The following is a 19226-nucleotide window of genomic DNA, read 5'->3' on the forward strand; positions in this document are numbered from 1 at the left end:
CTCAGGCGGCGCGGACCTCTGTCACTTCGGGAACATAATGTTTGAGCAGCGTCTCGATACCCTGCTTGAGCGTCGCCGACGAGGACGGGCAGCCCGAGCAGGCGCCCTGCATGCCCAGATAGACCGTGCCCTTGTCGAAGCCGCGATAGACGATGTCGCCGCCATCCTTGGCCACCGCCGGGCGCACCCGCGTTTCGATCAGATCCTTGATCTGCTCGATGATGTCGGCATCCTCGGGATTGTCGGCGAAGTCGCCGTCGCTGTCGTCGATGGCGATGCCGGCGGCGCTGCCGACCCTGAACAGCGGCGCGTCCGCGGCGAAATGATCGAGCAGCACCCCGAGCACCTGCGGCTTCAGGTCGCGCCACTCGACGCCGGGCGCCGCGGTGACCGACACGAAATCGCGGCCGAAGAACACGCCCTCGACGTCGCCGAGCGCGAACAGCGCCTCGGCGAGCGGCGAGGCGGCGGCCTCTTCATAGTCCGCGAAGTCGCGCGTGCCCGTATCCATGACGATGCGGCCGGGCGCGAATTTCAGGGTCGCGGGATTGGGCGTGGGTTCGGTTTCGATCAGCATGGCCGACATGTGGCGTCTGGCGCGTCCACTATCAAGGAAATCCTCATTCATCGTCCCTAAGCCGGGCTTGGAGCATGGAGGCTCGATCGCGACCCGGATCGTGCGGCGCGACTTATGTGGCAATGCGTCGCCGATATTGGCATGATGCGACGAAGAGGGCGGGCGATCGGCGGCGGATGTTCTACTGGAAGAGTGCGATAGTCCTGCTGGGCCTGCTGGCGTTCACGACCGTCATCATGCTCGAAACCGCACGGTCGAACTGGGAGCGTGCGGCGATCGCCAAGCTGGCCATGGTGGCGGCACTGATCACCTGCATCTCGCTCAGCTTCGTGTCGCTGATGCTGTCGCAGCTGCTGTTCGGGCTGTTGCTGCTGATGTGCGTCGACCGCCGGATGCCGATCGTCGGCACCTATTGCTTCCTCGGTTGCTGGACGCTGGCGGCGGCGCCGCATCTGGCGATCGGCGGCGCCTATTTCGCGCCGGTCCGACCGACGCTGACGATGGCGATCGCGATGCTGGCCGGCTGGCTGCTCAACCCCGACATCCGGCTGGCGCGCCGGCTGAACCGCAGCGACGTCTATCTGATCCTGTTCTTCCTGGCCTTCTGGATCTGCGTGTCGCTGCGCGATTCGATCACCGGATCGGCGCGTAATCTCGTCAACTATGTCATCGCCTATGCGCTCACCTATTTCGTGGTGTCGCGCAGCCGGATCGAGCGGCCCGAACTCTGGCTCAAGCTGCTGGTCTTCGCGGGTGCGGCGACCGGCGCGGTGTGCATCTTCGAGACGATCCGCGGCTGGCCGCTCTATGCGGGTATCGGCCCGCTCAAGGGGCTGTTCATGATGGTCGACTATGGCGGCACGATGCTCCAGCGCAGCGGCCTGGTCCGTGCATCGGGTCCTTATGTCCATCCGCTGGTGGCGAGCATGATGCTCGGGATGATCTCGATCGCAGCCTATGCGCTGACGCTGATCTACGGCCTGCGCACCAGCGTGATCCTCGTCGGCCTGCTCTGCCTGGGCGGGACGATCGCGACCGTTTCGCGCACCGGGCTCGCCGGTCTGGCGGCAGGCCTGGTGCTGATGCAGTTGCTGCGCGGCCGCTATGCGGTGATGTTCGGCATGCTCGCGGTCGGGGTGGTGGCGGTGGTCGCGCTCAGCGATTTCTCGGGCGCCGACGGATCGTCGACCACCGCCTACCGGCTCACGCTGATGGCCGGACTGCCGGCCAAGCTCGGCTATCATATCATCCTGGGTTATCGCGAGGCGATCAGTCTCGGCATACTCGACGAGTTCCTGCAGGGGCAGGGCATCGTCGACCTGGTCAATATCTATCTGGGAATCGCGGTGCTCGGCGGACTGGTTTCGCTGGTGCCCTTTCTGATTTTTCTCGGCAGCAGCTTCTTCATCTACCGCAAGCTCGTGCGGATGAAGCCGTCGCGCGAGCAGCTCATCGTCGCCCAGACCTGCGTCTGCATGCAGTTCGCCTATCTGGTCGAGGGTTTCGGCGCCGGCGCCTGGGGTATGCCGATGCTGCTGTCGCTGATCTGCGTGGCGGTGCTGGTGGCGATCCGGGCCGAGATCGAGCAGGCGGCCCGTCGCCATCGCCGCGCCGCGGCGTTCGCGGCGCCGGTCGCGGCAGCGGTCGATCCGGCCGATCCCTTTCCGCTTCCCGCGATTCGATGACCGGACCGGCGGCGACGGCGGCGGCGCGGGCGCGCGGCCTTTTGCGCGGCGTGCTGCGCAACGAGGCCGGAGCGATGCTGATGGCGTTCACCGCCGCGACGATCGTGCTGCGGCTCGGCAGCAATGTCGTGCTCACCCATATGCTCGATCCGCGCATCTTCGGGGTGATGGCGGTGATCGCGTCGGTGACGACGATCCTCAACATGCTGTCCGACCTGGGATTCGGAAATTTCGTCGTCGGCCACCCCGATGGCGGCGACCCGCGCGTCCTCGACGTCGCCTGGACGATCCGTCTGGGGCAGGCGACCGCGCAGGGGCTGGTGATGCTCGCCGCGGCGGTGCCGGTCGCCGCCTTTCTCGGCAAGCCGGAGATGGCGTGGCCGATCGCGGTCTGCGCGCCCTTGTTCCTGGCCTATGCGCTCACCCCGATGTCGGCGCTGCTGGCGCAGCGCGAGGGCAAGGTGCGGATCGGTTGCGCGATCGAACTTGGTTCGCTGATCGTCCAGATCGCGGTCAATATCGGCTTCGCCTTCGTCATCCGCGACTATATGGCGCTCGTCATCGGCCTCTATGCCGGCAACGCCGCGCGGGTGCTGCTCACCATGATATTGCTGCGCACCCCCTCGCGCATCCGCTTCGACCGCGCGATCGCGCGCGAATTTTTCGGCTATTCGCGGGTGATCCTCGCGTCGACGATCGTCACCCTGCTGATCACCCAGTCGGACAAGGTCGTCTTTGCGCGGCTGTTTTCGCTCGGCGAGTTCGGCATCTACATGCTCGCGACCAATTTCGCGCTGGCGACGCTGCCGTTCGGTCGCAACTATGTGCAGCGCTATCTCTTCCCGCTGGTGTCCCGGACATGGCGCGAAGACCCTGCCGCGCTCGTCGCCGTCTATTATGGCGCGCGCCGGCGCATCTATCCGCTGATGTTCGCCACCTTCGGCTTCGCGGCGGGGCTCGCGCCGCTGATCTTCGCGCTGCTGTTCGACCATCGTTACGAACATGGCTGGCTGCTGTTGTCGATCCTGCTGGTCCGCAACGCGCTCGATCTCGACAGTTTCGCGAGTTCGCAGGCGCTGTTCGCGATCGGGCGGACCGCGACGATGCTCCACTCGAACATCCTGCGCGCGGTGCTGTTCGCGGGGCTGGTGCTCGCACTCTATGCGCGGCTCGGGGTGCTGTCGGTGCCGGTGGCGCTGGTCGCCGCCGAACTCGGCACCCTGCTCTATTTTGCGGTGCTGCTGCAGCGCGCGCATCTGCTGCGCTTCCGGCCGCTGGCGGTCTATTATGCGGTGCTGGCCGCGACCTTCGCGGCGGGGGCTGCGGTCAGCGTCCTGACGGTGCCGCAGGTGATCGCCCGCGCCTTCGAGATATATTGATCGTTCAATCGCGCCGGGTCCGGGTCCAGCGCCGTTCGCGGCCGAGCAGCGCGCCGATATAGATCGGCAGCTTCCAGGCGATGTAGAAGGGCAGGCGGATCAGCGTCCGCATCCGCATCTGTTCGCGCCCCTCGGCCAGCCACGCCGCGAGCACCACCGCCGCGGTCAGTCCCGTCAGTGCGATCGCGGCGAGCGCCGCCGCTTTCGAAAGCACCGCCAGTATCGGTATCGTTAGCAATTGGATCAGCACCAGCAACGCCAGCGGCGGGACCAGCAGATGCAGCCCGAGCCAGATCTGTGCGGGCCGGCCGCCGGCGATCAGCGCCGGTGCCTGGCGGCGGGCGGTGGCGAGAAATCCCTGTTCCCAGCGGCGGCGCTGCTCGAAGGTGCCGCCGCTGCTGCTGGGATCCGACCAGATCGTCACCCGGTCGATAAAGCGCGGGGCGTGCCCCATCCGGCTGAGTGCGATCCCGATCACCAGATCCTCGACGGTATCGCCGGTCGCAAGCGGGGCCGCGGCGAAGACCGGCCAGGGAAAGGCCATGCCCGATCCGGTCAGGATCGCCGGCGCCCCGATCCGCGCGAGACCGCGCTGCCGGACCAGATTCTTGACGAGGAAGGCGAAGCCAGAAACCTCGGCGATCGCCCCGGCGTCGGCGCGCGGGCGCAGCAGATAGCTCGCCTGGACCGGCTTGCCGGCAGCGGCGGCCGCGCGCGCCAGCCGGCCGATATCGTCGCGCGTGGCGCTGCAGTCGGCATCGACGACGATCACCGTTCGCGGCGGCGCGGCCTTGAGATGGTCGCGGGCGAAGGCGAGCGCATGGCCCTTGCCGCGGGCGGCCGGGTCGATCCGCTCGATCGTCTCGGCGCCGGCCAGGCGGGCGACATCGGCGGTGGCATCGCGGCAATTGTCGGCGACGACGAGCAGGCGCGTGCCAGCGAGGCCGGCGAGGGTCGCGGCGATGCCCGCTTCCTCGTCATGCGCGGGAACAACGACCACGACCTCGCCCGGATCGCCGGAAAGGTCGGGTGCGGGCAGCGGGCGCAGTCCGGCCACCGTCTCGATCGCGAAGACGAGCGTCGGAACCGCGACGCAGGTCAGTCCGATCCAGGCGACGATCATGCCGGATCGGGCCGCTTATATTCGATGAGGCGCGCCCGCCGGCCGGTCAGCCGCTGCCAGTGGAAGCGGGCGATCCCGAGCGTCTCGGCATATTTGCCGATCAGCAGGAAGGTCGCGGCGTTGATCGCCTGGCCGATCGGGAAGCGCAGCCCCTCGCGCGCGACCAGCCGGATCAACTGGGCGATGGTCAGCAGCACCGCCAGCCCGGCGACCTGCGCGCCCGCCTTGGTGCCGCTCAGATGGCCGCCGACGAAGACCAGCGGCAGCAACCCACCCCAGAACAAAGCGCGCAGCACATTGCGCCGATAGCGGCTGCGCGGATGCAGCGATGCCAGTTCGGCAAAGGCATGGCCGCCGCGCGCGGTGCGGCGCCACCATTGGCCGAAGCCGGTGATCGCCGCGTCGTGGAGGGTCATCTCGGCATCGATGCACGCGAGCCGCCAGCCGGCCGCGCGCAGCCTTATCGCCAGTTCGGGCTCCTCGCCGGCGATCATCGTCGCGCGATAGCCCTGAACCTGGGCGATCGCCGCATGGCGGATCAGCGCGTCGCCGCCGAACGCATCGGCGGGGCCGGGCGGGACCGCCCATTCGACATCGCACATCCAATTATAGGCGCTGGCGTCGGGAAAGCGCTCGCGCCGGCGGCCGAACACGACCGCCAGCCCGTCATCGGCCGCCATCGCCGCCAAGGCGGCGTCGATCCAGCCGGGCTGCAATTCGCAATCGCCGTCGATCAACTGCACGAACAGCGGCGGTTCGCCCAGTTCGGCGAGCCTGGCGAGGCCGGCATTGCGCGCGCGGGCGGCGGTGAAGCCTTCGGCGGGGTCGAGCGCGACCACGATCGCCCCGAGCGCCGCCGCGCGCTCGGCACTGCCGTCGGTCGATCCGGAATCGACGTAGATCAGCGGGCGCACATCGATCGATCGCAGCGCACGGTCGAGGCGCTCGCCTTCGTTGCGGCCGATCACGATCGCCGCCAGCCGCTCGATCCGTTGCTGTCCGATCTCGTCTGTCATAGGGCGATCAGCTAGCCGATCGCGCCGATGATGACGAGTGCCGGGCGCCGATTTGACAAACTGGCGCTGGATGCCGCCCGAATATTGGTTAAGCTTGGTTCGGATGAGTAACCGCTTGTTAAGACGATGGCCGGGCGTGGCGCGAACCTCGGGGTTTGCCGTCCTTGTCGCGCTTGCCGCCTGTGGTTCCCCCGACGAAAAGGCCGCCAAGGCGGTCGCGCGCTTCGAAATCCGCTATGCCCAGCGCGATCTCTACGGAGCGCGGGTCGAGATCAAGCGGGCGCTCGCGATCCGCGACGATATCGCCGAATATTGGAACAAGCTCGGCCGGGTCGAACTCGGATCGTCGCATTATCTGCCCGCCTATTCGGCCTATACCCGCGCACTCGAACTCGAGCCCGAAAATGCCGAGGCGCTGCAGGCGGTCGCCGAGCTGTCCTATTCGGGGGGCAAGCCCGACGATGCCGCCAAATATGCCGACAAGATGCTGGCGCGCGAACCGCGCAACCTGCGGATGCTGTTCGTCAAGGGGTCGGTCGATTACGATCATGGCGACTATGACGCGGCCCGGCAGATCGCGGCGTCGATGCTCGGGGTCGATCGGCGCAACGAGGGCGGCTCGATCCTGATGTCGCGCGCCCGGTTCGCGCAGGGCGAGACCGCGCCGGCGATCGACCAGATCGGCAAGGCGATCGCCGAACAGGGCGAGAGCGTGCCCAAGCTGGTGGTGCTGCTCGACTTCTATCGCGGGCTCAACGATGCCGACGGGGTCGACCGGACCTATGGCCGGCTGGCGATCCACGACCCGCAGAGCGTCGAACTCGGCATCGAGCATGCCCGCGAAATGTACGAATTCGAACGGCCCGAACGGGCGCTGCAGGTGGTCGATGCGATCCTGCGGTCGCATCCGGGCGACGACGCTGCCCAGCAGCAGGTGATCGACCTGTGGACCGCGCTCGGTCCCGATGTCGTCGGGATGGACCAGATCCGCCATGTCGCGGCGGCGGGAACCGACCGGACCCGGATCGCGCTGGCCAAGCTGGCGGTCGATCAGCGGCGCCCGGCCGAGGCGATGGCGATGCTGCGCCCCTATCTGGGCAAGGAGACGATCGGCCCCGACAATATCCAGGCCAGGGTGGTCTATGCCGCGGCGATATCCGCGCTGGGCCGCAAGGCCGAGGCGCGCGCACTGGTCGAAAAGTTGCTGGCGTTCGACAAGACCAACCCGCAGGCGCTGTTGCTGCGGGTGAATATCGGCATCGACCAGGGCAAGCTGGCCGAGGCGTTGACCGACGCGCAACTGCTCGCGCGCGACAATCCCGAGATGGCCGAGGCGCCGATCGTGATCGCGCGCATCTACACGTTGCGCGGCGAACGGATCCTCGCCGACGCGGCCTTTGCCCGCGCCGCCACCGACCTGTCGGACGATCTGGTGCTGCTCAGGGCCTATAGCGATTATCTGGTGGGATCGGGACGGCTGCGCCAGGCGATCGATGCCGCGGCCACCTTCACCAGCCGCAACGAGAAGATGCTGGGTGGCTGGGTCCTGCGCGGCAATCTGTGCCTGCAGGCGATGGACCAGGGCTGTCTCGACACGGTGCTGGCGGTGCTGCCGCAGCTGCGTTCGGGCGCGAAGGCGAAGGCCGCGCTGACCGCGGCGATCGCCATGCGCCGCCCCGAGCGCGACAAGGCCCCGAACAAGATCCCGAAGGCGCCGCCGTCGCGGCCGGTCGCCGCGCGGCAGGAGGCGATGGCCGATGCCTGACCACCGCGACCGCGGGAGCCGCCGATGCTGAAACGCTCCGACGGCCATGGCCTCGACGCCGAACGGCGATCGCGCAAATATCGCTTCACCGCCAATGTGATCGCCTCGATCGTGGTCGCAGCCGACCTCGCCTGTCTCGGCATCGGACCGATCGCCGCGGGGCTGCTCTACCGGGCGCTGGGCGGCAAGGCCTATCTGATGGGGATGCACGTCACCATCGCGGTGATCATCACGGTCAATTTCCTGCTGATCCGGCTGTCGCGCGACAGCTATTCGAACCCGATGGGACGCGGCCAGGACAGCGACCAGGGGGTCGTGTTCGAATTCACGATCGCCGCGCTGCTGATGTTCGCGACCGTCTGGCAATTGGGGCTGGCGCCGAGCTTCTCGGTGCCGCTGGCGCTGTTCTACACGTTGATCTGCATCACCCTGCTGTTCGTCAGCCGCTATGTCGTTCGCCAGCTCGTCTGGCATCTCGTCCAGGGCGGCTATATTGGCCAGCGCATCATCATCTACGGCGCCGAGGAGCAGACCTCCGAACGGGTGATGCGGCTGCTCGATCTCGAACGGCTGCCCTATCTGTCGATCGTCGGCATCGCCGACGGCCGCAGCAGCCGGGTGGGGACGCCTGCGGGCTGGAACATCCCCTTCATCGGCGGGATGGACGCGCTGCTCGAACGGGTGAGCCGCGGCGATGTCGACATGGTGATCATCGCGCTGCCGATGATCAGCCAGGCGCGGCTCGACGAGATCACCGAGCGGCTCCAGCGCATCTCGGTCGACATCTGTCTGATGCCGCGCGAGGCGATGGACCTGTCGACCCAGTACAGCATGCGCTTCATCGGATCGCTGCCGCTGTTCGCGCTGTGGCAGCGGCCGATCCGCGACTGGAACCATATCGTGAAGGCGCTCGAGGACCGCGCGCTGGCGGCGGTCGGGCTGCTGCTGCTGTCGCCGGTCTTCCTGCTGACCGCGATCGCGATCAAGCTGACCAGCAAGGGCCCGGTGCTGTTCCGCCAGCAGCGCTTCGGCTTCAACAACGTCAAGATCGAGGTGATCAAGTTCCGGTCGATGCATGTCGATCGCCAGGATGTGAGCGGCGCCCAGCGCACGGTGCCCCGCGATGCGCGGGTCACGCTGGTCGGCCGGTTCATCCGGCGGACCTCGATCGACGAATTGCCGCAGCTCTACAATGTCCTGGTCGGCGAGATGTCGATCGTCGGTCCGCGCCCGCACGCGACGATGATGAAGGTCGGCGACGGCTATTATTTCGATGCGGTCCGCAACTATGCGGCGCGTCACCGGGTCAAGCCCGGCATCACCGGCCTGGCGCAGGTGCGCGGGTTACGGGGCGAGATCGACAGCATCGAGCGCGCCAAGCGCCGGGTCGAACTCGATCTCTATTATATCGAGAACTGGTCGCTGATGCTCGACGTCCGGATCATCCTCGAGACGATCTTCAAGCTGCCCTGGGACAAGCGGGCCTATTGACCAGCCCCCGCCATGGGAGCTGGTCGATATGGGTCATTGCGCGGGCGCGACGCCGTTGGCGGCCGGGACATAGACCGGTGCCGGCGGAGCGGGCGGGGCGGGCTTCGCCGGGGCCGGCGCCGGGGCGGCGGGGGCCTTCTTGGGCAGCGGTTCGAAGCCCGGCTGATATTTGATGTCGGCGGCCTGGCGGGCGCGGGTGATCTGCGCACGGCTTTCCTGGACCAGCGCCTTGCGCCGGACGAGTTCGGTCGCGGTCTGCTTCTCGACCTGGGTCGGGACGCTGATCGTTTCGCGGCCGACGATGACGCTGGCGACGAACTGGCCGTTCGACGGCAGCACGAACGGCTCGCCGGGCGGCAGCTCGTTGATCTTCTTCATCAGCTCGGGGTCGAGCCGGCCGGTGTCGATCACCCCCTTGCCGCGGGTGAAGCCGACGCCGAGCTTCTGCAGGCCGACGACCATGGCATCGAGGCTATGCGCGTCGCGCAGGTCCATCAGCCGGTTGAGGTCCTTCGGCGCCTCGAACTGGATCTGGTCGAGCAGCAGCCGCTGGCGCTGCGCGAACAAGGTGGGATTGTCGGCGATATATTGCGACACGTCGCGATCGTCGGGCATCGGCACCGTCTGCGCGACCTTCTGGCCCAGCATCGAGACGAGGAGGTTTTCGTCGAGCCGGCGCTGCTGGCTGATATATTCGGGGGTCTTGTCGATCCCCTGCTCGCGCGCCTTCTGGACGATCAGCTTGCGTTCGACCAGCCGGTCGAGGATCTCGCGCCGCAGCTTGTTGCGGTCGGCGCTGTCGGGAACCCGCATGCCGGCGAGTTCGGCGTTGAGCTCCTGCAGCGAGATCTCCTCGCCGTTGACCACGGCGACGACCTGGCCCTTGGGGGCTTTTTCGCACGCCGACAGCAGCAGCGAGGCGCCGATCGCGGTTCCGAGCAATATGGCCTTGAAGCGCACAATCGTCCCCTTGTCGTGCCGCGTCATGCGGCGAACTGTGCGCTGTGCTACATGATTGCCGGGTGACGCGACAAGCCTATAAGGAACCATAAAGGAACCATCCGCGCCCCGGAGCCGTCATTTGGAAACAGTTTACGATTGGGTTTCGATTGCGATCTTCGCGGGGCTGGTGGTGCTGTTCATGCAACGCTCCACCCAGCGGATTCAGCGCGACTCGCTCTGGCAATATCTGGTCGCGGCGGTCGGCTGCGCGGTCGCGAACTGGCTCGGCAATACCGGCCTGGGCGAAGGAAGCATGCTGCTCCAGGCCGGTGGGGTCGTCGTGATCGCCGCGACCCTCGGCTTCATCTGGATCGTGCTTCGTCCGCTCGATCGCCCGACCGAATAGGGGCACCGCCGCCGAAATAGCGGCCGGGGGTGACCCCGAATTGGTTTCGGAACGCTGCGACGAAGGCGCTCGGCCCGGCATAGCCGGCCAGCGCCGCGACCGCCTTGATCGGTTCGCCCGCGGCCAACTGCTCGATCGCGGTGAGCATCGCATATTGCCGGCGCCACCGGCCCGGGCTCATCCCGGTCTCCTCGCGAAAGCGCCGTTCGAGGCTGCGGCCGCTCAGTCCGACCGCCTTGGCCAGCCGATCGATGCTCCACGCCGCGGCGACGCCGTCGGCGATGAGCCGGGCGGCCTCGCTCGTCGCACGGTCGCGCGGCTGGGGCAGGGTGAAGGGCGGAATGTCCGACCGGGCGAACTCGGCGTCGATCAGCGTCGCGATCGCATGCTCGACCGGCACGCGCTCATCGAGCATGCCCAGTTCGGACGCACGCTGCATCAGTTCGGCGAGCAGCGGCGAGACCGTCACCGCGCTGCACTGGAGCGGCCGGGTGGCGGGCCGGTCGGGCGGGAACCATGCCGTGCGCAGCCGGCTGGCGCCGATGAAGCGGATATCGTGGCGGATGCCCCCCGGAATCCAGATCGCCACGCTCGGCGGCGCGACCCAGGATCCGGCTTCGGTCGACACCGTCATCAGGCCATGGGTGACGAGCGCGAGCTGGTGCCAGTCGTGGCTATGCTCGCCCAGCAGCGTGCCCGGCCGATGGTCCGATGCCCCCATCCGCACGAGGAAATATGCTTCATCCGCGACGCTGCGACGCTTTTGCGACATAGTCTGGCAGAATGGAGGGATTGCGACAGTGCGTCCAGCCGGATTAGCTCATCGCCGACCGATCACCGAACCGGGAGCCCCATCATGCCCAATAATCTCGCCTCCTTCGCGATCCATGTCGACGATGTCGATCGCGCCCGCACCTTTTACGAGGCGGTGTTCGGCTGGGTGTTCGAACCGTGGGGGCCGCCGGGCTTCTATCTGATCCACACCGGCGACGAGGCTTCGCCGGGAATCCAGGGGCTGATGCACAAACGGCACGAGCCGCGCACCGGCACGGGTCTCAATGGGGTCGAGCCCAGCTTCTCGGTCGACGATGTCGATGCGATCGCCGCGCTGGTCGAGGCGCATGGCGGTACGATCGTCTATCCGAAATCGACGATCCCGACCGTCGGCACGCTGATCCGTTTCCTCGATACCGAGGGCAACGACATCGGTGCGATGCAATATGAGACGCCGCCGCACACCTGATCGCTGGTATCAGGGGCGGGGTGGGGATCAGCCGTGGCGCACCCCGGCATCGCCGAACAATACCCGGCGCGCCTGCGGCGAGAGCTGCGCGAACAGCGCATGCGCGAAACGGGTCAGCACCGCGATCGCATCCCTGTCCGACGGCGCCGCGGTCGACATCCGCACGAGCACGCCATCGGGCACCCGGCCTTTCAGATTCTCCTCGGCGACCGCGACATGCTGCTGCCACCAGCGCTCGGGGAAGGCATTGCCGATCCGGGTCCAGTAGATCAGCTGCTCGTAGCGGCTGGTGCTGCGCGCCGAGATATAATGGGTGGGGACGATCAGCCCGCCGCCGGCATCGAGCGGCTCGATATGGTTTTCGAGCAGATTATAGCCGCCGGCCGGATAGCAGACTTCGGGGCGGTGGACCTGCAGCATGCCGTCCTGCTGCCCGCTATAGGCGATCAGCAGCATCACCGGAACGTCGAACGCCGACGCATAATAGCGCGTCAGCAGATGGTTGTAGATGCGGTCGCGCAGCGAATCCTCGGGCGGCAGCACCAGCCCGCCCTTGCCCTCGAATTCCCAGCCGGCGATCTTGCGCGGGATCATGTCCTCGAGCTTCGCGCTCTTGTCGAGCATGCGCAGCGGCTTGTCGGGCCTGCGCAGATTGGCGAGCAGGCTGGCGGTGGCGAAGGTCCCGCCGGCGATCAGCGCGCGGCGGCTGATCAGCCGGTGCTCCGCGGTGGCGGCATCGTCGGGGCCGGTGGCGGGCAGGGCGTCGTCGCTCATCGCTGGCCGCTCCGGGCGAGGCGCCGGCGCAGCGGCGATGCCAGCGCATCGACCGCGAAGATGCCGAGCACCGAAAACAGGAACATGGTGATCCCCGAGAAATTGTGGAGGAAGCCCTGCGCCGCGCCGTCGCCGATATGATAGGTGATCAGGATCAGCACGATCACCCGGATGAAATTGGCGAGCACCGCCACCGGCACGATCGCGAACATCAGCAGCACCGCATAGCGCCAGTTCGCATTGTGGCGGATATAGATGTAGAACAGGCCGATCGCCGACAGACTGATCAGCGAGTTGAGGCCGGCGCAGGCGGCGGCGATCAGCAGCTGATACTGGCCGATGTTGATCGTCACCCCCGACCCCGCGATCGGATAGCCCAGCGCATAGAGCAGCGAGATCGCCGCCTGCGAGATGCCGATCTTGAGCGGCTGGGTGATCATCGCCACCACCGTGTCGGGCGGCGGGAAGATGAACAATGTGTAGACCAGCGGAAACCACATCGCCCTCAGCACCTGGAATCCGAACAGAAAATAGAGGCCGATGACGATCAGCGCGTACATCGCGAAGCCCTCGATCTCGATGATCGCGATGATCCGTGCGACGATGTAGATGGGCGCGAAGATCAGTGCGCCGAGCAGGGCGATTCCCGGCGATCCGGGCTTGCGGCGGTCGCGGATTTCGGGCCAGCGGCGCCAGAACAGCCAGAGCGCGGTGGCGAGCACGATCGGACCGTGCGCGCCCTGTTCGGTCGACCAGTTTTCGCGGGCGACGTCGAACATCGTCGGCAGCGCGAGCAGCAGGGCGCCGACGATCATCGGCCAATAGCCGTTCAGACCACGCGCCACCTTTGCCAGATCGGTTAACCCATAGCGTCCGGGCGCCGTGGCGGCTTGATCATTGTTTACATTTTCGGCGGGAATTTTCATCACCGGTTACGCAACCTTAACCCCGATATGATGGATATCATGATGCGTATCCATAGCGTGTTTATTGGCTGGATCATGGTCCCCGGGCCGACATAGCCGATCGATCCGATGTGGAACAGCGATTAACCAGTCGAATTTGCGGAATGGCGAATTCGTGATATATATTCGCTATCGACGCGGCGTTTTGCGTGGGGATCGGGGTCAGCCTTAAATGTTGAAGGAAGCTGTAGCATCGAAGGCGGCCAAGCTGCTGATGACCTGCGTATGCCCCGTGGCGGGGACGACCGCACTCAGTCTCGGGGTTCCGCAGGTCCGCGATGCGGTCCACAAGGCGACCCAGCCTCGGCAATATGCCAAGCCCAAGACGCGGGTCCGTGCGACCCCGGCGGCCGATGAAGGCACCGAAGTCGCGTCGGCGGATACGCCTTGCCCGACGGTGACCCCGTTCGCGCTGTCGAACCTGCCGATCACCAGCGACACCCCGATCGCGACCCCGCCGACCCAGTTGGCCGAGGCACCGCCGCCCGACGTCACCAACCCGATCCCGCTGACCCCGCGCATTTTCGTGCCGCCCAGCGGCGGATCGCAGACGGGCAATGGCGGCGGCGTGCCCGAACCCGAGACCTGGGTCCAACTGGTGCTCGGCTTCGGCCTGATCGGCGGCGTCGCCCGCGTCGGCTATCGCCGCCAGGGCAATCCGCGCCGCCAGGGCGAACCGCTCTCCTTCTGATATCATTCGCAGCCCCTGCGGCTGCCGAGCTTCTTCTACGCCAAGACCCGCAGCCTCCCATCAGACCGTCGTTCTGATGGGAGGCTGCGGGTCTTGGCGTTGCAGGCATGTCGGCCGGAATGGCGGGGCATCGCTCTAACGCGCTCCGCCCGGCATTTCAGGGCTGAACTAACACATTCTCAGAAGGGCCGTTCGCCGATCACATTGCCGCCTTCATTGTAGCGGCAGACCAGGAAATCGTCGCGCTGGCCGCGGACCACCGCGCAGCCCACCGCCTTGGTCGAGCGCCATGTCAGCTGGGTGTAATGCCCGACATCGTCGAGATTGCCGTTGATCGCATTGGCCGGGAAAATCCCCTGCTTGAAATTCTTCTTCTCGGCGACCCACAGCCCGACCATGTCCTCGGGACCATAATAGCCTTTGGTCCCCGCCCACAGATTCTCGCCTTCGGGATTGGGATCCTCGGGTTCGTCGGGCGAATGGACGAGCCGACCGACGTCGATCAGATGCTGAGCCCAGACCTGCGCGTCGCGGGCGAGGTTCTTGTCCCATTTGAGCGGGGCGATGCCGAGCGCGTCGCGCTCGCGATTGTGCCCGGCGAGCAGCCGATCGTCGAGATTGGCGTGGAGGTCGGTCGCCCCCTGCGTCAGCGGGGACAGCAGCGCGAGCGCGGCCACCGCCGCCAGCTTCGCAACATTCGCCTTCTTCGCCTGAAATCGCATGGTCTCGCCTCATTCGATCGGATGAGACGAAATTAGGCGCGGCGCCTTGCGGCGGAGTTTGGGACATTGGTGACCCGGATATTCAGCAATTGTTTAGAGGTGTGCGACGCCGCGCGCCGATCGCAACGCGCCTGTAAAATCGGGATTTCGCGGGAAACCGGCGTCGATGCCGCGATGCGGGGCGGCAGCAAAAGTCCGTCAGTTTACAACGGATTTACCAATGGTCTGGCTATGCAACCGATCGCGGATCATCGGGGACGCCCCGAAAAGGCAGCTGCGGGCCGAATATTCGGCTCGGGCCCGATTGGTCGGTTCCCGATTTTACCGCAGCGCCACGTCCTGCCGCGTCTCCCGGACTTACACCGGGTGCATCCCTCTCCTGCGCCGACTCCTTTGGAGTTCTGTCGCTCGACGTGGTGCGCGGTAAATACGGTAGCGCCGACTTTTCCGCCACATAATAATGACGGTTACAACTTGTATGAAATTTCCCGCAATTCTGCGGAAAAATCGCGATACTTAATTATAAGCGCAGCGCTAGACTAAGCGGGTGTGGCCATTTTGCCATAGCTGCCCGCCGGTACGATCAGAATCGGGCGGCGTCGTAGATTCGCGAAAGATCGCCGGCCCACTCGCCATGATAGAGGTCGAGCAGATCTTCGGCGGGTGTCTTGCCCGATGCGACGATCTCGCGCAATGGCGCGAGGAAGCCGGTTTCGTCTTCGCCGGCGCCGTTGAGCCGGGCGCGCGCCTTGAGGCCGTCATGGGCGATGTCGAGAATGACCGAGCCCAATTCCTGGAACGACCGGCCGCGCGGCCCCCTGGCCTTCAGGCCCAGCCGCGGCACTTCGTCGCGGATGCGCTGATGATCCTCGATCGTCCAGTGCTTGATGACGTCCCACGCCGCGTCGAGCGCGCCCTGGTCGTAAAGCAGCCCGACCCAGAAGGCCGGCAATGCGCAGATCCGGCCATGCGGGCCGCCATCGGCGCCGCGCATCTCGAGGAAGCTTTTCAGGCGGACTTCGGGAAAGGCGGTCGAGAGATGATCGTTCCAGTCGCCGATCGTCGGCTTCTCGCCCGGGAGCACCGGCAATTTGCCGTCGATGAAGTCGCGGAAGTTCAGCCCCGCCGCGTCGATATAGCCGTCGCGGAACACGAAATACATCGGCACGTCGAGCATATAGTCGGCGTAGCGCTCATAACCGAAGCCGTCCTCGAACACGAACGGCAGCATGCCGGTGCGGTGCGGGTCGGTGTCGGTCCAGATATGGCTGCGATAGCTCAGGAAACCGTTGGGCTTGCCCTCGAGAAAGGGCGAATTGGCGAACAGCGCCGTCGCCAGCGGCTGCAGCGCCAGGCTGACCCGGAACTTCTTCACCATGTCGGCCTCGCTCGAATAATCGAGGTTGGTCTGGATGGTGCAGGTCCGCAGCATCATGTCGAGGCCCATGCTGCCCACCCGTGGCATATGCCGCAGCATGATGTCGTAGCGGCCCTTGGGCATGATCGGCAGTTCGTCGCGGGTCTTGTCGGGCCACATGCCGAGGCTCAGAAAGCCGATCCCCAGCCGTTCGCCGATCGCCTTGATCTGCTCGAGATGGCGCGCCGTTTCCGAACAGGTCTGGTGGAGATTGTCGAGCGGCGCGCCCGACAGCTCGAACTGGCCGGCGGGCTCGAGGCTGACATTGCCGTCGGCGCCCTTGAGCGCGATGATGTTCTCGCCCTCGTAGATCGGCTCCCAGCCATATTTGGTGAGCCCGATCAGCAGCGCATGGATGCCGCCGCGTTCCTCATAGGAGGGGGCACGGTGCGAATCCTCGAAGAACACGAATTTCTCGTGCTCGGTGCCGATCCGCCAGCGCTCGCGGGGCTTTTCGCCGTCGGCGAAGACCGAGATCAGGTCGGCGCGGGTTTCGATCTGGGGGTCCGCGCCCTCGGCGGCCGTTCGCGTGCTCATGGTCGCGCCCTTAGCGTACAGATCGGTACGGGGCTAGCGGCTTTTCGCGCGATCGCCGCACGCGTCACCAGTCGCCGGCGATGCTCATCCAGACCGAAACCGCCGCCGCCATCGCGGTATCGGCGCGCAGGATGCGGGGACCCAGCGATACCCCCATCGCCTGCGGCACCGCGCGGATCATCGCCCGCTCCTCGACGGTGAAGCCGCCTTCGGGGCCGATCAGGATCGCGGCGGGGCCAGGCCCGACGGCTTCGGCCATCGGCACCCCGCCTTCCTCGTCGGCGAAGATCAGCGCGCGGTCGGCGGGCCAGTCCCTGAGCAGGGCCTCGAGCTTGACCGGTTCGTCGAGGATCGGAAGCGCGGTCCGCTCGCATTGCTCGGCCGCCTCGATCATATGCGCGCGCAGCCGGTCGAGGTTGAGCCGGTCGACGATCGTCCGCCGGGTGATCACCGGACGCCAGCGCGCGACTCCCAGTTCGGACGCTTTCTCCGCCACCCAGTCGATCCGGCCCTTCTTGATCGGCGCGGCGAGCAGCCACAGATCGGGCACCGCCTCGCGCTCGCGAATCCGCTCGGCCAGCCGCACCGTCAGCGCGCGCTTGCCGACGCTTTCGATCTCGGCGAGCCATTCGCCGCTGACATCGTCGAAGACCATGATGCGGTCGCCCGGCTTCTGGCGCATGACCCCGGACAGATAATGCGCCTGGTTGCCGTCGATCGTCAGGATCTGCGCGGCGGACAAGGGCTGGTCGATGAAGAGGCGCGGCAGGCTTGCCGGCGGCCAGGCGGGTGTGGCGGGCATGCCGGGTGCCTAGCATCTCCGCGCGATCACGTCAGCCGCCATTGCTCCCGTGCCGCGATCGCGCTAGCCGCCGATCATGAGCGCCGACGCCGACATGACCGTTCCCGACAGCGAGCTGCGCGGTCTCGGGGCTTACCTGCCGCCATCCTGGCGGCCCTTCTGGCTGCTTGCGCGCTTCGATCGGCCGATCGGCAGCTGGCTGCTGTTCTGGCCCGGCGCCTGGGCGATCGCGCTGGCCGGAGGCGCGGTGCGGCGCTGGGATCTGCTGCTGTGGTTCGGGATCGGCGCGATCGCGATGCGCGGCGCGGGCTGCGTCTATAACGACATCGTCGACCGCGACCTCGACCGCAAGGTCGCCCGCACCGCGAGCCGTCCGCTCGCCAGTGGCCGGGTCGCGCTCAAGGCGGCGTGGGCCTGGCTGTTAGCGCTCTGTCTGATCGGCCTCGTCGTGCTGCTCCAGCTCAACCTGTTCGCGGCGCTCACCGCGCTCGCCAGCCTCGGCGCGGTCGCGGCCTATCCGTTCATGAAGCGGATCACCTGGTGGCCGCAGGCCTGGCTGGGCATCGTTTTCTCCTGGGCGCTGATCGTCGGCTGGCCCGCGGTGACCGGCGGCTTCTCGCCGGTGATGTGGGTCCTCTATGCCGGGGCGATCTTCTGGGTGATCGGCTACGACACGATCTACGCGCTGCAGGATATCGAGGACGATGCGCTCGCCGGGGTCAAATCCTCGGCGCGCGCGCTCGGTCGCCACGCCCGGCGCGGGATCGCGCTGTGCTATGTGATCGCCTTCGGCTGCTGGGCGTCGGCGATCTGGCAAATGCGGCCGCAACTGCTCGCGATAACCGCGCTGTTGCCGGTCGGCCTGCATCTCGCCTGGCAGGTCGCGGCGCTCGACCGTGGCAGCGCCGCCGACGCGCTTGCCAAATTCCGTTCGAACCGCTTCGCCGGGCTGCTGATGTTCCTCGCCTGCCTGGTCGTCGGCCAGACCGCCTGATGCGCCGTTCAGCCCTGCGTCAGCCATGACGGCGCAGCCTGGCATCGTGCGGCGTCCGATCCCTCTTCATGTCCTGCTGCCGGCCGGCCTGATGCTGGCCCAGCCCGTGGCTTCACGCGCCGAGGAGCCGCCGCCACCACCGGCCTTTTCGGGCATGCCGGGCATCGTCTTTCGCTATTATGATCTGTTCGGCACCAACGATAAGCAGCTCACGATCGCCGCGAATTCGATCCGATTGCGCGCGCCCGGTACCCCCGGCGGCGCGACCGGGCTGACCACCTGGGGCGCGCGCATGGACTGGAAGCAGCAGAACGGGCCGGTCTGCCGGATTGTCCAGGCGCGCACGACGCTGACGATCGTGGTGACCTTGCCGCGGCTCGCCGAGCCCGACCGGCTTTCGCCCGAGACCTTCCAGCGCTGGCGCACCTATATCCGTACGATCGAGCGGCACGAGGCCGGCCATGCCCGGATCGCCTTGATGCACGCGCGCGATTTCGAGCGCGCCGCTGCCAATGCGAGCTGTGCCAATATCAAGGCGATCGCGCAGGCGACCCAGCAGCGCATCGTCGCGCTGCAGGACGATTATGACCGGCGCACCCAGCATGGCCGCAATCAGGACGTGCCGCTCGATTGAGCCCGGCCGGCGGCTCGTGTGCAATTATCCACGCGATAGGCTTTGACCTTAGAGGCCACGCTT

At 66.7% G+C, this 19226-nt stretch carries 19 protein-coding genes; 9 read left to right on the forward strand and 10 right to left on the reverse strand.

The features are described from left to right. Position 1: 1 nt before the first annotated feature. Positions 2–577 (reverse strand): NifU family protein, encoded by a 576-nt coding sequence (locus AC1RM6_RS00970; RefSeq protein ID WP_493099488.1) that lies wholly within the window; start codon positions 575–577, stop codon positions 2–4. Between the two features lie 176 nt (positions 578–753). On the opposite strand from AC1RM6_RS00970, the gene AC1RM6_RS00975 reads away from it, so the two are divergent. Both AC1RM6_RS00975 and AC1RM6_RS00980 read left to right on the forward strand, forming a co-directional pair. Next, the gene (locus AC1RM6_RS00975; protein WP_493097717.1) at positions 754–2262 is read left to right on the forward strand and encodes a hypothetical protein; all 1509 of its coding nucleotides are present in this window, start codon (positions 754–756) and stop codon (positions 2260–2262) included. Beyond that, positions 2259–3641 (forward strand): oligosaccharide flippase family protein, encoded by a 1383-nt coding sequence (locus AC1RM6_RS00980; protein WP_493097718.1) that lies wholly within the window; start codon positions 2259–2261, stop codon positions 3639–3641. Before AC1RM6_RS00975 ends, AC1RM6_RS00980 begins: the two co-directional genes overlap by 4 nt. A 4-nt stretch (positions 3642–3645) precedes the next feature. On the opposite strand, the gene AC1RM6_RS00985 is transcribed toward AC1RM6_RS00980, so the two are convergent. Both AC1RM6_RS00985 and AC1RM6_RS00990 read right to left on the reverse strand, forming a co-directional pair. Beyond that, complete coding sequence (locus tag AC1RM6_RS00985) at positions 3646–4764, reverse strand: glycosyltransferase family 2 protein (protein ID WP_493097719.1); 1119 nt, start codon at positions 4762–4764, stop codon at positions 3646–3648. Continuing rightward, positions 4761–5780, reverse strand: a complete 1020-nt coding sequence (locus AC1RM6_RS00990) for a glycosyltransferase family 2 protein (protein WP_493097720.1) — start codon at positions 5778–5780, stop codon at positions 4761–4763. Before AC1RM6_RS00990 ends, AC1RM6_RS00985 begins: the two co-directional genes overlap by 4 nt. A 136-nt stretch (positions 5781–5916) precedes the next feature. Here AC1RM6_RS00990 and AC1RM6_RS00995 point away from each other — a divergent pair, with 136 nt between their 5' ends. Both AC1RM6_RS00995 and AC1RM6_RS01000 read left to right on the forward strand, forming a co-directional pair. Then, positions 5917–7545: a tetratricopeptide repeat protein gene (locus tag AC1RM6_RS00995; protein ID WP_493097721.1), complete on the forward strand. Its 1629-nt coding sequence runs from the start codon at positions 5917–5919 to the stop codon at positions 7543–7545. 24 nt (positions 7546–7569) lie between these two features. Further along, positions 7570–9036, forward strand: a complete 1467-nt coding sequence (locus tag AC1RM6_RS01000; protein WP_493097722.1) for an undecaprenyl-phosphate glucose phosphotransferase — start codon at positions 7570–7572, stop codon at positions 9034–9036. A 33-nt stretch (positions 9037–9069) separates the two neighbouring features. Here the strand turns inward: AC1RM6_RS01000 and AC1RM6_RS01005 are convergent, their stop codons facing one another. Further along, positions 9070–9996: a SurA N-terminal domain-containing protein gene (locus AC1RM6_RS01005; RefSeq protein WP_493097723.1), complete on the reverse strand. Its 927-nt coding sequence runs from the start codon at positions 9994–9996 to the stop codon at positions 9070–9072. 121 nt (positions 9997–10117) lie between these two features. Here AC1RM6_RS01005 and AC1RM6_RS01010 point away from each other — a divergent pair, with 121 nt between their 5' ends. Beyond that, positions 10118–10384 carry an XrtV sorting system accessory protein gene (locus AC1RM6_RS01010; RefSeq protein ID WP_493097724.1) on the forward strand — a complete coding sequence of 89 codons (267 nt, stop codon included), beginning with the start codon at positions 10118–10120 and terminating at the stop codon, positions 10382–10384. Here AC1RM6_RS01010 and AC1RM6_RS01015 read toward each other — a convergent pair. After that, positions 10341–11105 carry an AraC family transcriptional regulator gene (locus tag AC1RM6_RS01015; protein ID WP_493099490.1) on the reverse strand — a complete coding sequence of 255 codons (765 nt, stop codon included), beginning with the start codon at positions 11103–11105 and terminating at the stop codon, positions 10341–10343. The genes AC1RM6_RS01010 and AC1RM6_RS01015 overlap by 44 nt on opposite strands. 135 nt (positions 11106–11240) lie before the next feature. Here AC1RM6_RS01015 and AC1RM6_RS01020 point away from each other — a divergent pair, with 135 nt between their 5' ends. Further along, on the forward strand, positions 11241–11627 hold the full coding sequence (locus AC1RM6_RS01020) for a VOC family protein (protein WP_493097725.1): 387 nt from the start codon (positions 11241–11243) through the stop codon (positions 11625–11627). 27 nt (positions 11628–11654) lie between these two features. Here AC1RM6_RS01020 and epsI read toward each other — a convergent pair whose 3' ends face one another. Beyond that, entirely contained in the window at positions 11655–12401 is a 747-nt protein-coding gene (gene epsI, locus AC1RM6_RS01025; RefSeq protein ID WP_493097726.1) for an exosortase-associated protein EpsI, V-type, read from the reverse strand. After that, positions 12398–13246: an exosortase V gene (gene xrtV / locus AC1RM6_RS01030; protein ID WP_493097727.1), complete on the reverse strand. Its 849-nt coding sequence runs from the start codon at positions 13244–13246 to the stop codon at positions 12398–12400. Before xrtV ends, epsI begins: the two co-directional genes overlap by 4 nt. Before the next feature lie 292 nt (positions 13247–13538). On the opposite strand from xrtV, the gene AC1RM6_RS01035 reads away from it, so the two are divergent. Beyond that, on the forward strand, positions 13539–14057 hold the full coding sequence (locus AC1RM6_RS01035) for a PEP-CTERM sorting domain-containing protein (protein WP_493097728.1): 519 nt from the start codon (positions 13539–13541) through the stop codon (positions 14055–14057). A 179-nt stretch (positions 14058–14236) separates the two neighbouring features. Here AC1RM6_RS01035 and AC1RM6_RS01040 read toward each other — a convergent pair whose 3' ends face one another. The 3 genes from AC1RM6_RS01040 to AC1RM6_RS01050 form a co-directional block, all read right to left on the reverse strand. Next, the gene (locus AC1RM6_RS01040) at positions 14237–14779 is read right to left on the reverse strand and encodes a CAP domain-containing protein (protein WP_493097729.1); all 543 of its coding nucleotides are present in this window, start codon (positions 14777–14779) and stop codon (positions 14237–14239) included. Positions 14780–15362: 583 nt separating this feature from the next. Continuing rightward, on the reverse strand, positions 15363–16733 hold the full coding sequence (locus AC1RM6_RS01045; RefSeq protein ID WP_493097730.1) for a glutamate--cysteine ligase: 1371 nt from the start codon (positions 16731–16733) through the stop codon (positions 15363–15365). Positions 16734–16797: 64 nt separating this feature from the next. Continuing rightward, positions 16798–17535: a 16S rRNA (uracil(1498)-N(3))-methyltransferase gene (locus tag AC1RM6_RS01050; RefSeq protein WP_493097731.1), complete on the reverse strand. Its 738-nt coding sequence runs from the start codon at positions 17533–17535 to the stop codon at positions 16798–16800. A gap of 76 nt (positions 17536–17611) precedes the next feature. Here AC1RM6_RS01050 and ubiA point away from each other — a divergent pair, with 76 nt between their 5' ends. Both ubiA and AC1RM6_RS01060 read left to right on the forward strand, forming a co-directional pair. Then, complete coding sequence (gene ubiA, locus AC1RM6_RS01055; RefSeq protein WP_493097732.1) at positions 17612–18529, forward strand: 4-hydroxybenzoate octaprenyltransferase; 918 nt, start codon at positions 17612–17614, stop codon at positions 18527–18529. Between the two features lie 25 nt (positions 18530–18554). Next, on the forward strand, positions 18555–19163 hold the full coding sequence (locus AC1RM6_RS01060; RefSeq protein WP_493097733.1) for a DUF922 domain-containing protein: 609 nt from the start codon (positions 18555–18557) through the stop codon (positions 19161–19163). Positions 19164–19226: the final 63 nt, after the last annotated feature.

The sequence above is a fragment of the Rhizorhabdus sp. GW822-FHT03C02 genome (assembly GCF_058801765.1).

Coding starts and splice junctions, on each gene's coding strand:
- AC1RM6_RS00970 (WP_493099488.1), bottom strand. CDS start 577: ATGCTGATCGAAACCGAACCCACGCCCAATCCCGCGACCCTGAAATTC.
- AC1RM6_RS00975 (WP_493097717.1), top strand. CDS start 754: ATGTTCTACTGGAAGAGTGCGATAGTCCTGCTGGGCCTGCTGGCGTTC.
- AC1RM6_RS00980 (WP_493097718.1), top strand. CDS start 2,259: ATGACCGGACCGGCGGCGACGGCGGCGGCGCGGGCGCGCGGCCTTTTG.
- AC1RM6_RS00985 (WP_493097719.1), bottom strand. CDS start 4,764: ATGATCGTCGCCTGGATCGGACTGACCTGCGTCGCGGTTCCGACGCTC.
- AC1RM6_RS00990 (WP_493097720.1), bottom strand. CDS start 5,780: ATGACAGACGAGATCGGACAGCAACGGATCGAGCGGCTGGCGGCGATC.
- AC1RM6_RS01000 (WP_493097722.1), top strand. CDS start 7,570: ATGCTGAAACGCTCCGACGGCCATGGCCTCGACGCCGAACGGCGATCG.
- AC1RM6_RS01015 (WP_493099490.1), bottom strand. CDS start 11,105: ATGGGGGCATCGGACCATCGGCCGGGCACGCTGCTGGGCGAGCATAGC.
- AC1RM6_RS01020 (WP_493097725.1), top strand. CDS start 11,241: ATGCCCAATAATCTCGCCTCCTTCGCGATCCATGTCGACGATGTCGAT.
- epsI (WP_493097726.1), bottom strand. CDS start 12,401: ATGAGCGACGACGCCCTGCCCGCCACCGGCCCCGACGATGCCGCCACC.
- AC1RM6_RS01035 (WP_493097728.1), top strand. CDS start 13,539: ATGTTGAAGGAAGCTGTAGCATCGAAGGCGGCCAAGCTGCTGATGACC.
- AC1RM6_RS01040 (WP_493097729.1), bottom strand. CDS start 14,779: ATGCGATTTCAGGCGAAGAAGGCGAATGTTGCGAAGCTGGCGGCGGTG.
- AC1RM6_RS01045 (WP_493097730.1), bottom strand. CDS start 16,733: ATGAGCACGCGAACGGCCGCCGAGGGCGCGGACCCCCAGATCGAAACC.
- AC1RM6_RS01050 (WP_493097731.1), bottom strand. CDS start 17,535: ATGCCCGCCACACCCGCCTGGCCGCCGGCAAGCCTGCCGCGCCTCTTC.
- ubiA (WP_493097732.1), top strand. CDS start 17,612: ATGAGCGCCGACGCCGACATGACCGTTCCCGACAGCGAGCTGCGCGGT.
- AC1RM6_RS01060 (WP_493097733.1), top strand. CDS start 18,555: ATGACGGCGCAGCCTGGCATCGTGCGGCGTCCGATCCCTCTTCATGTC.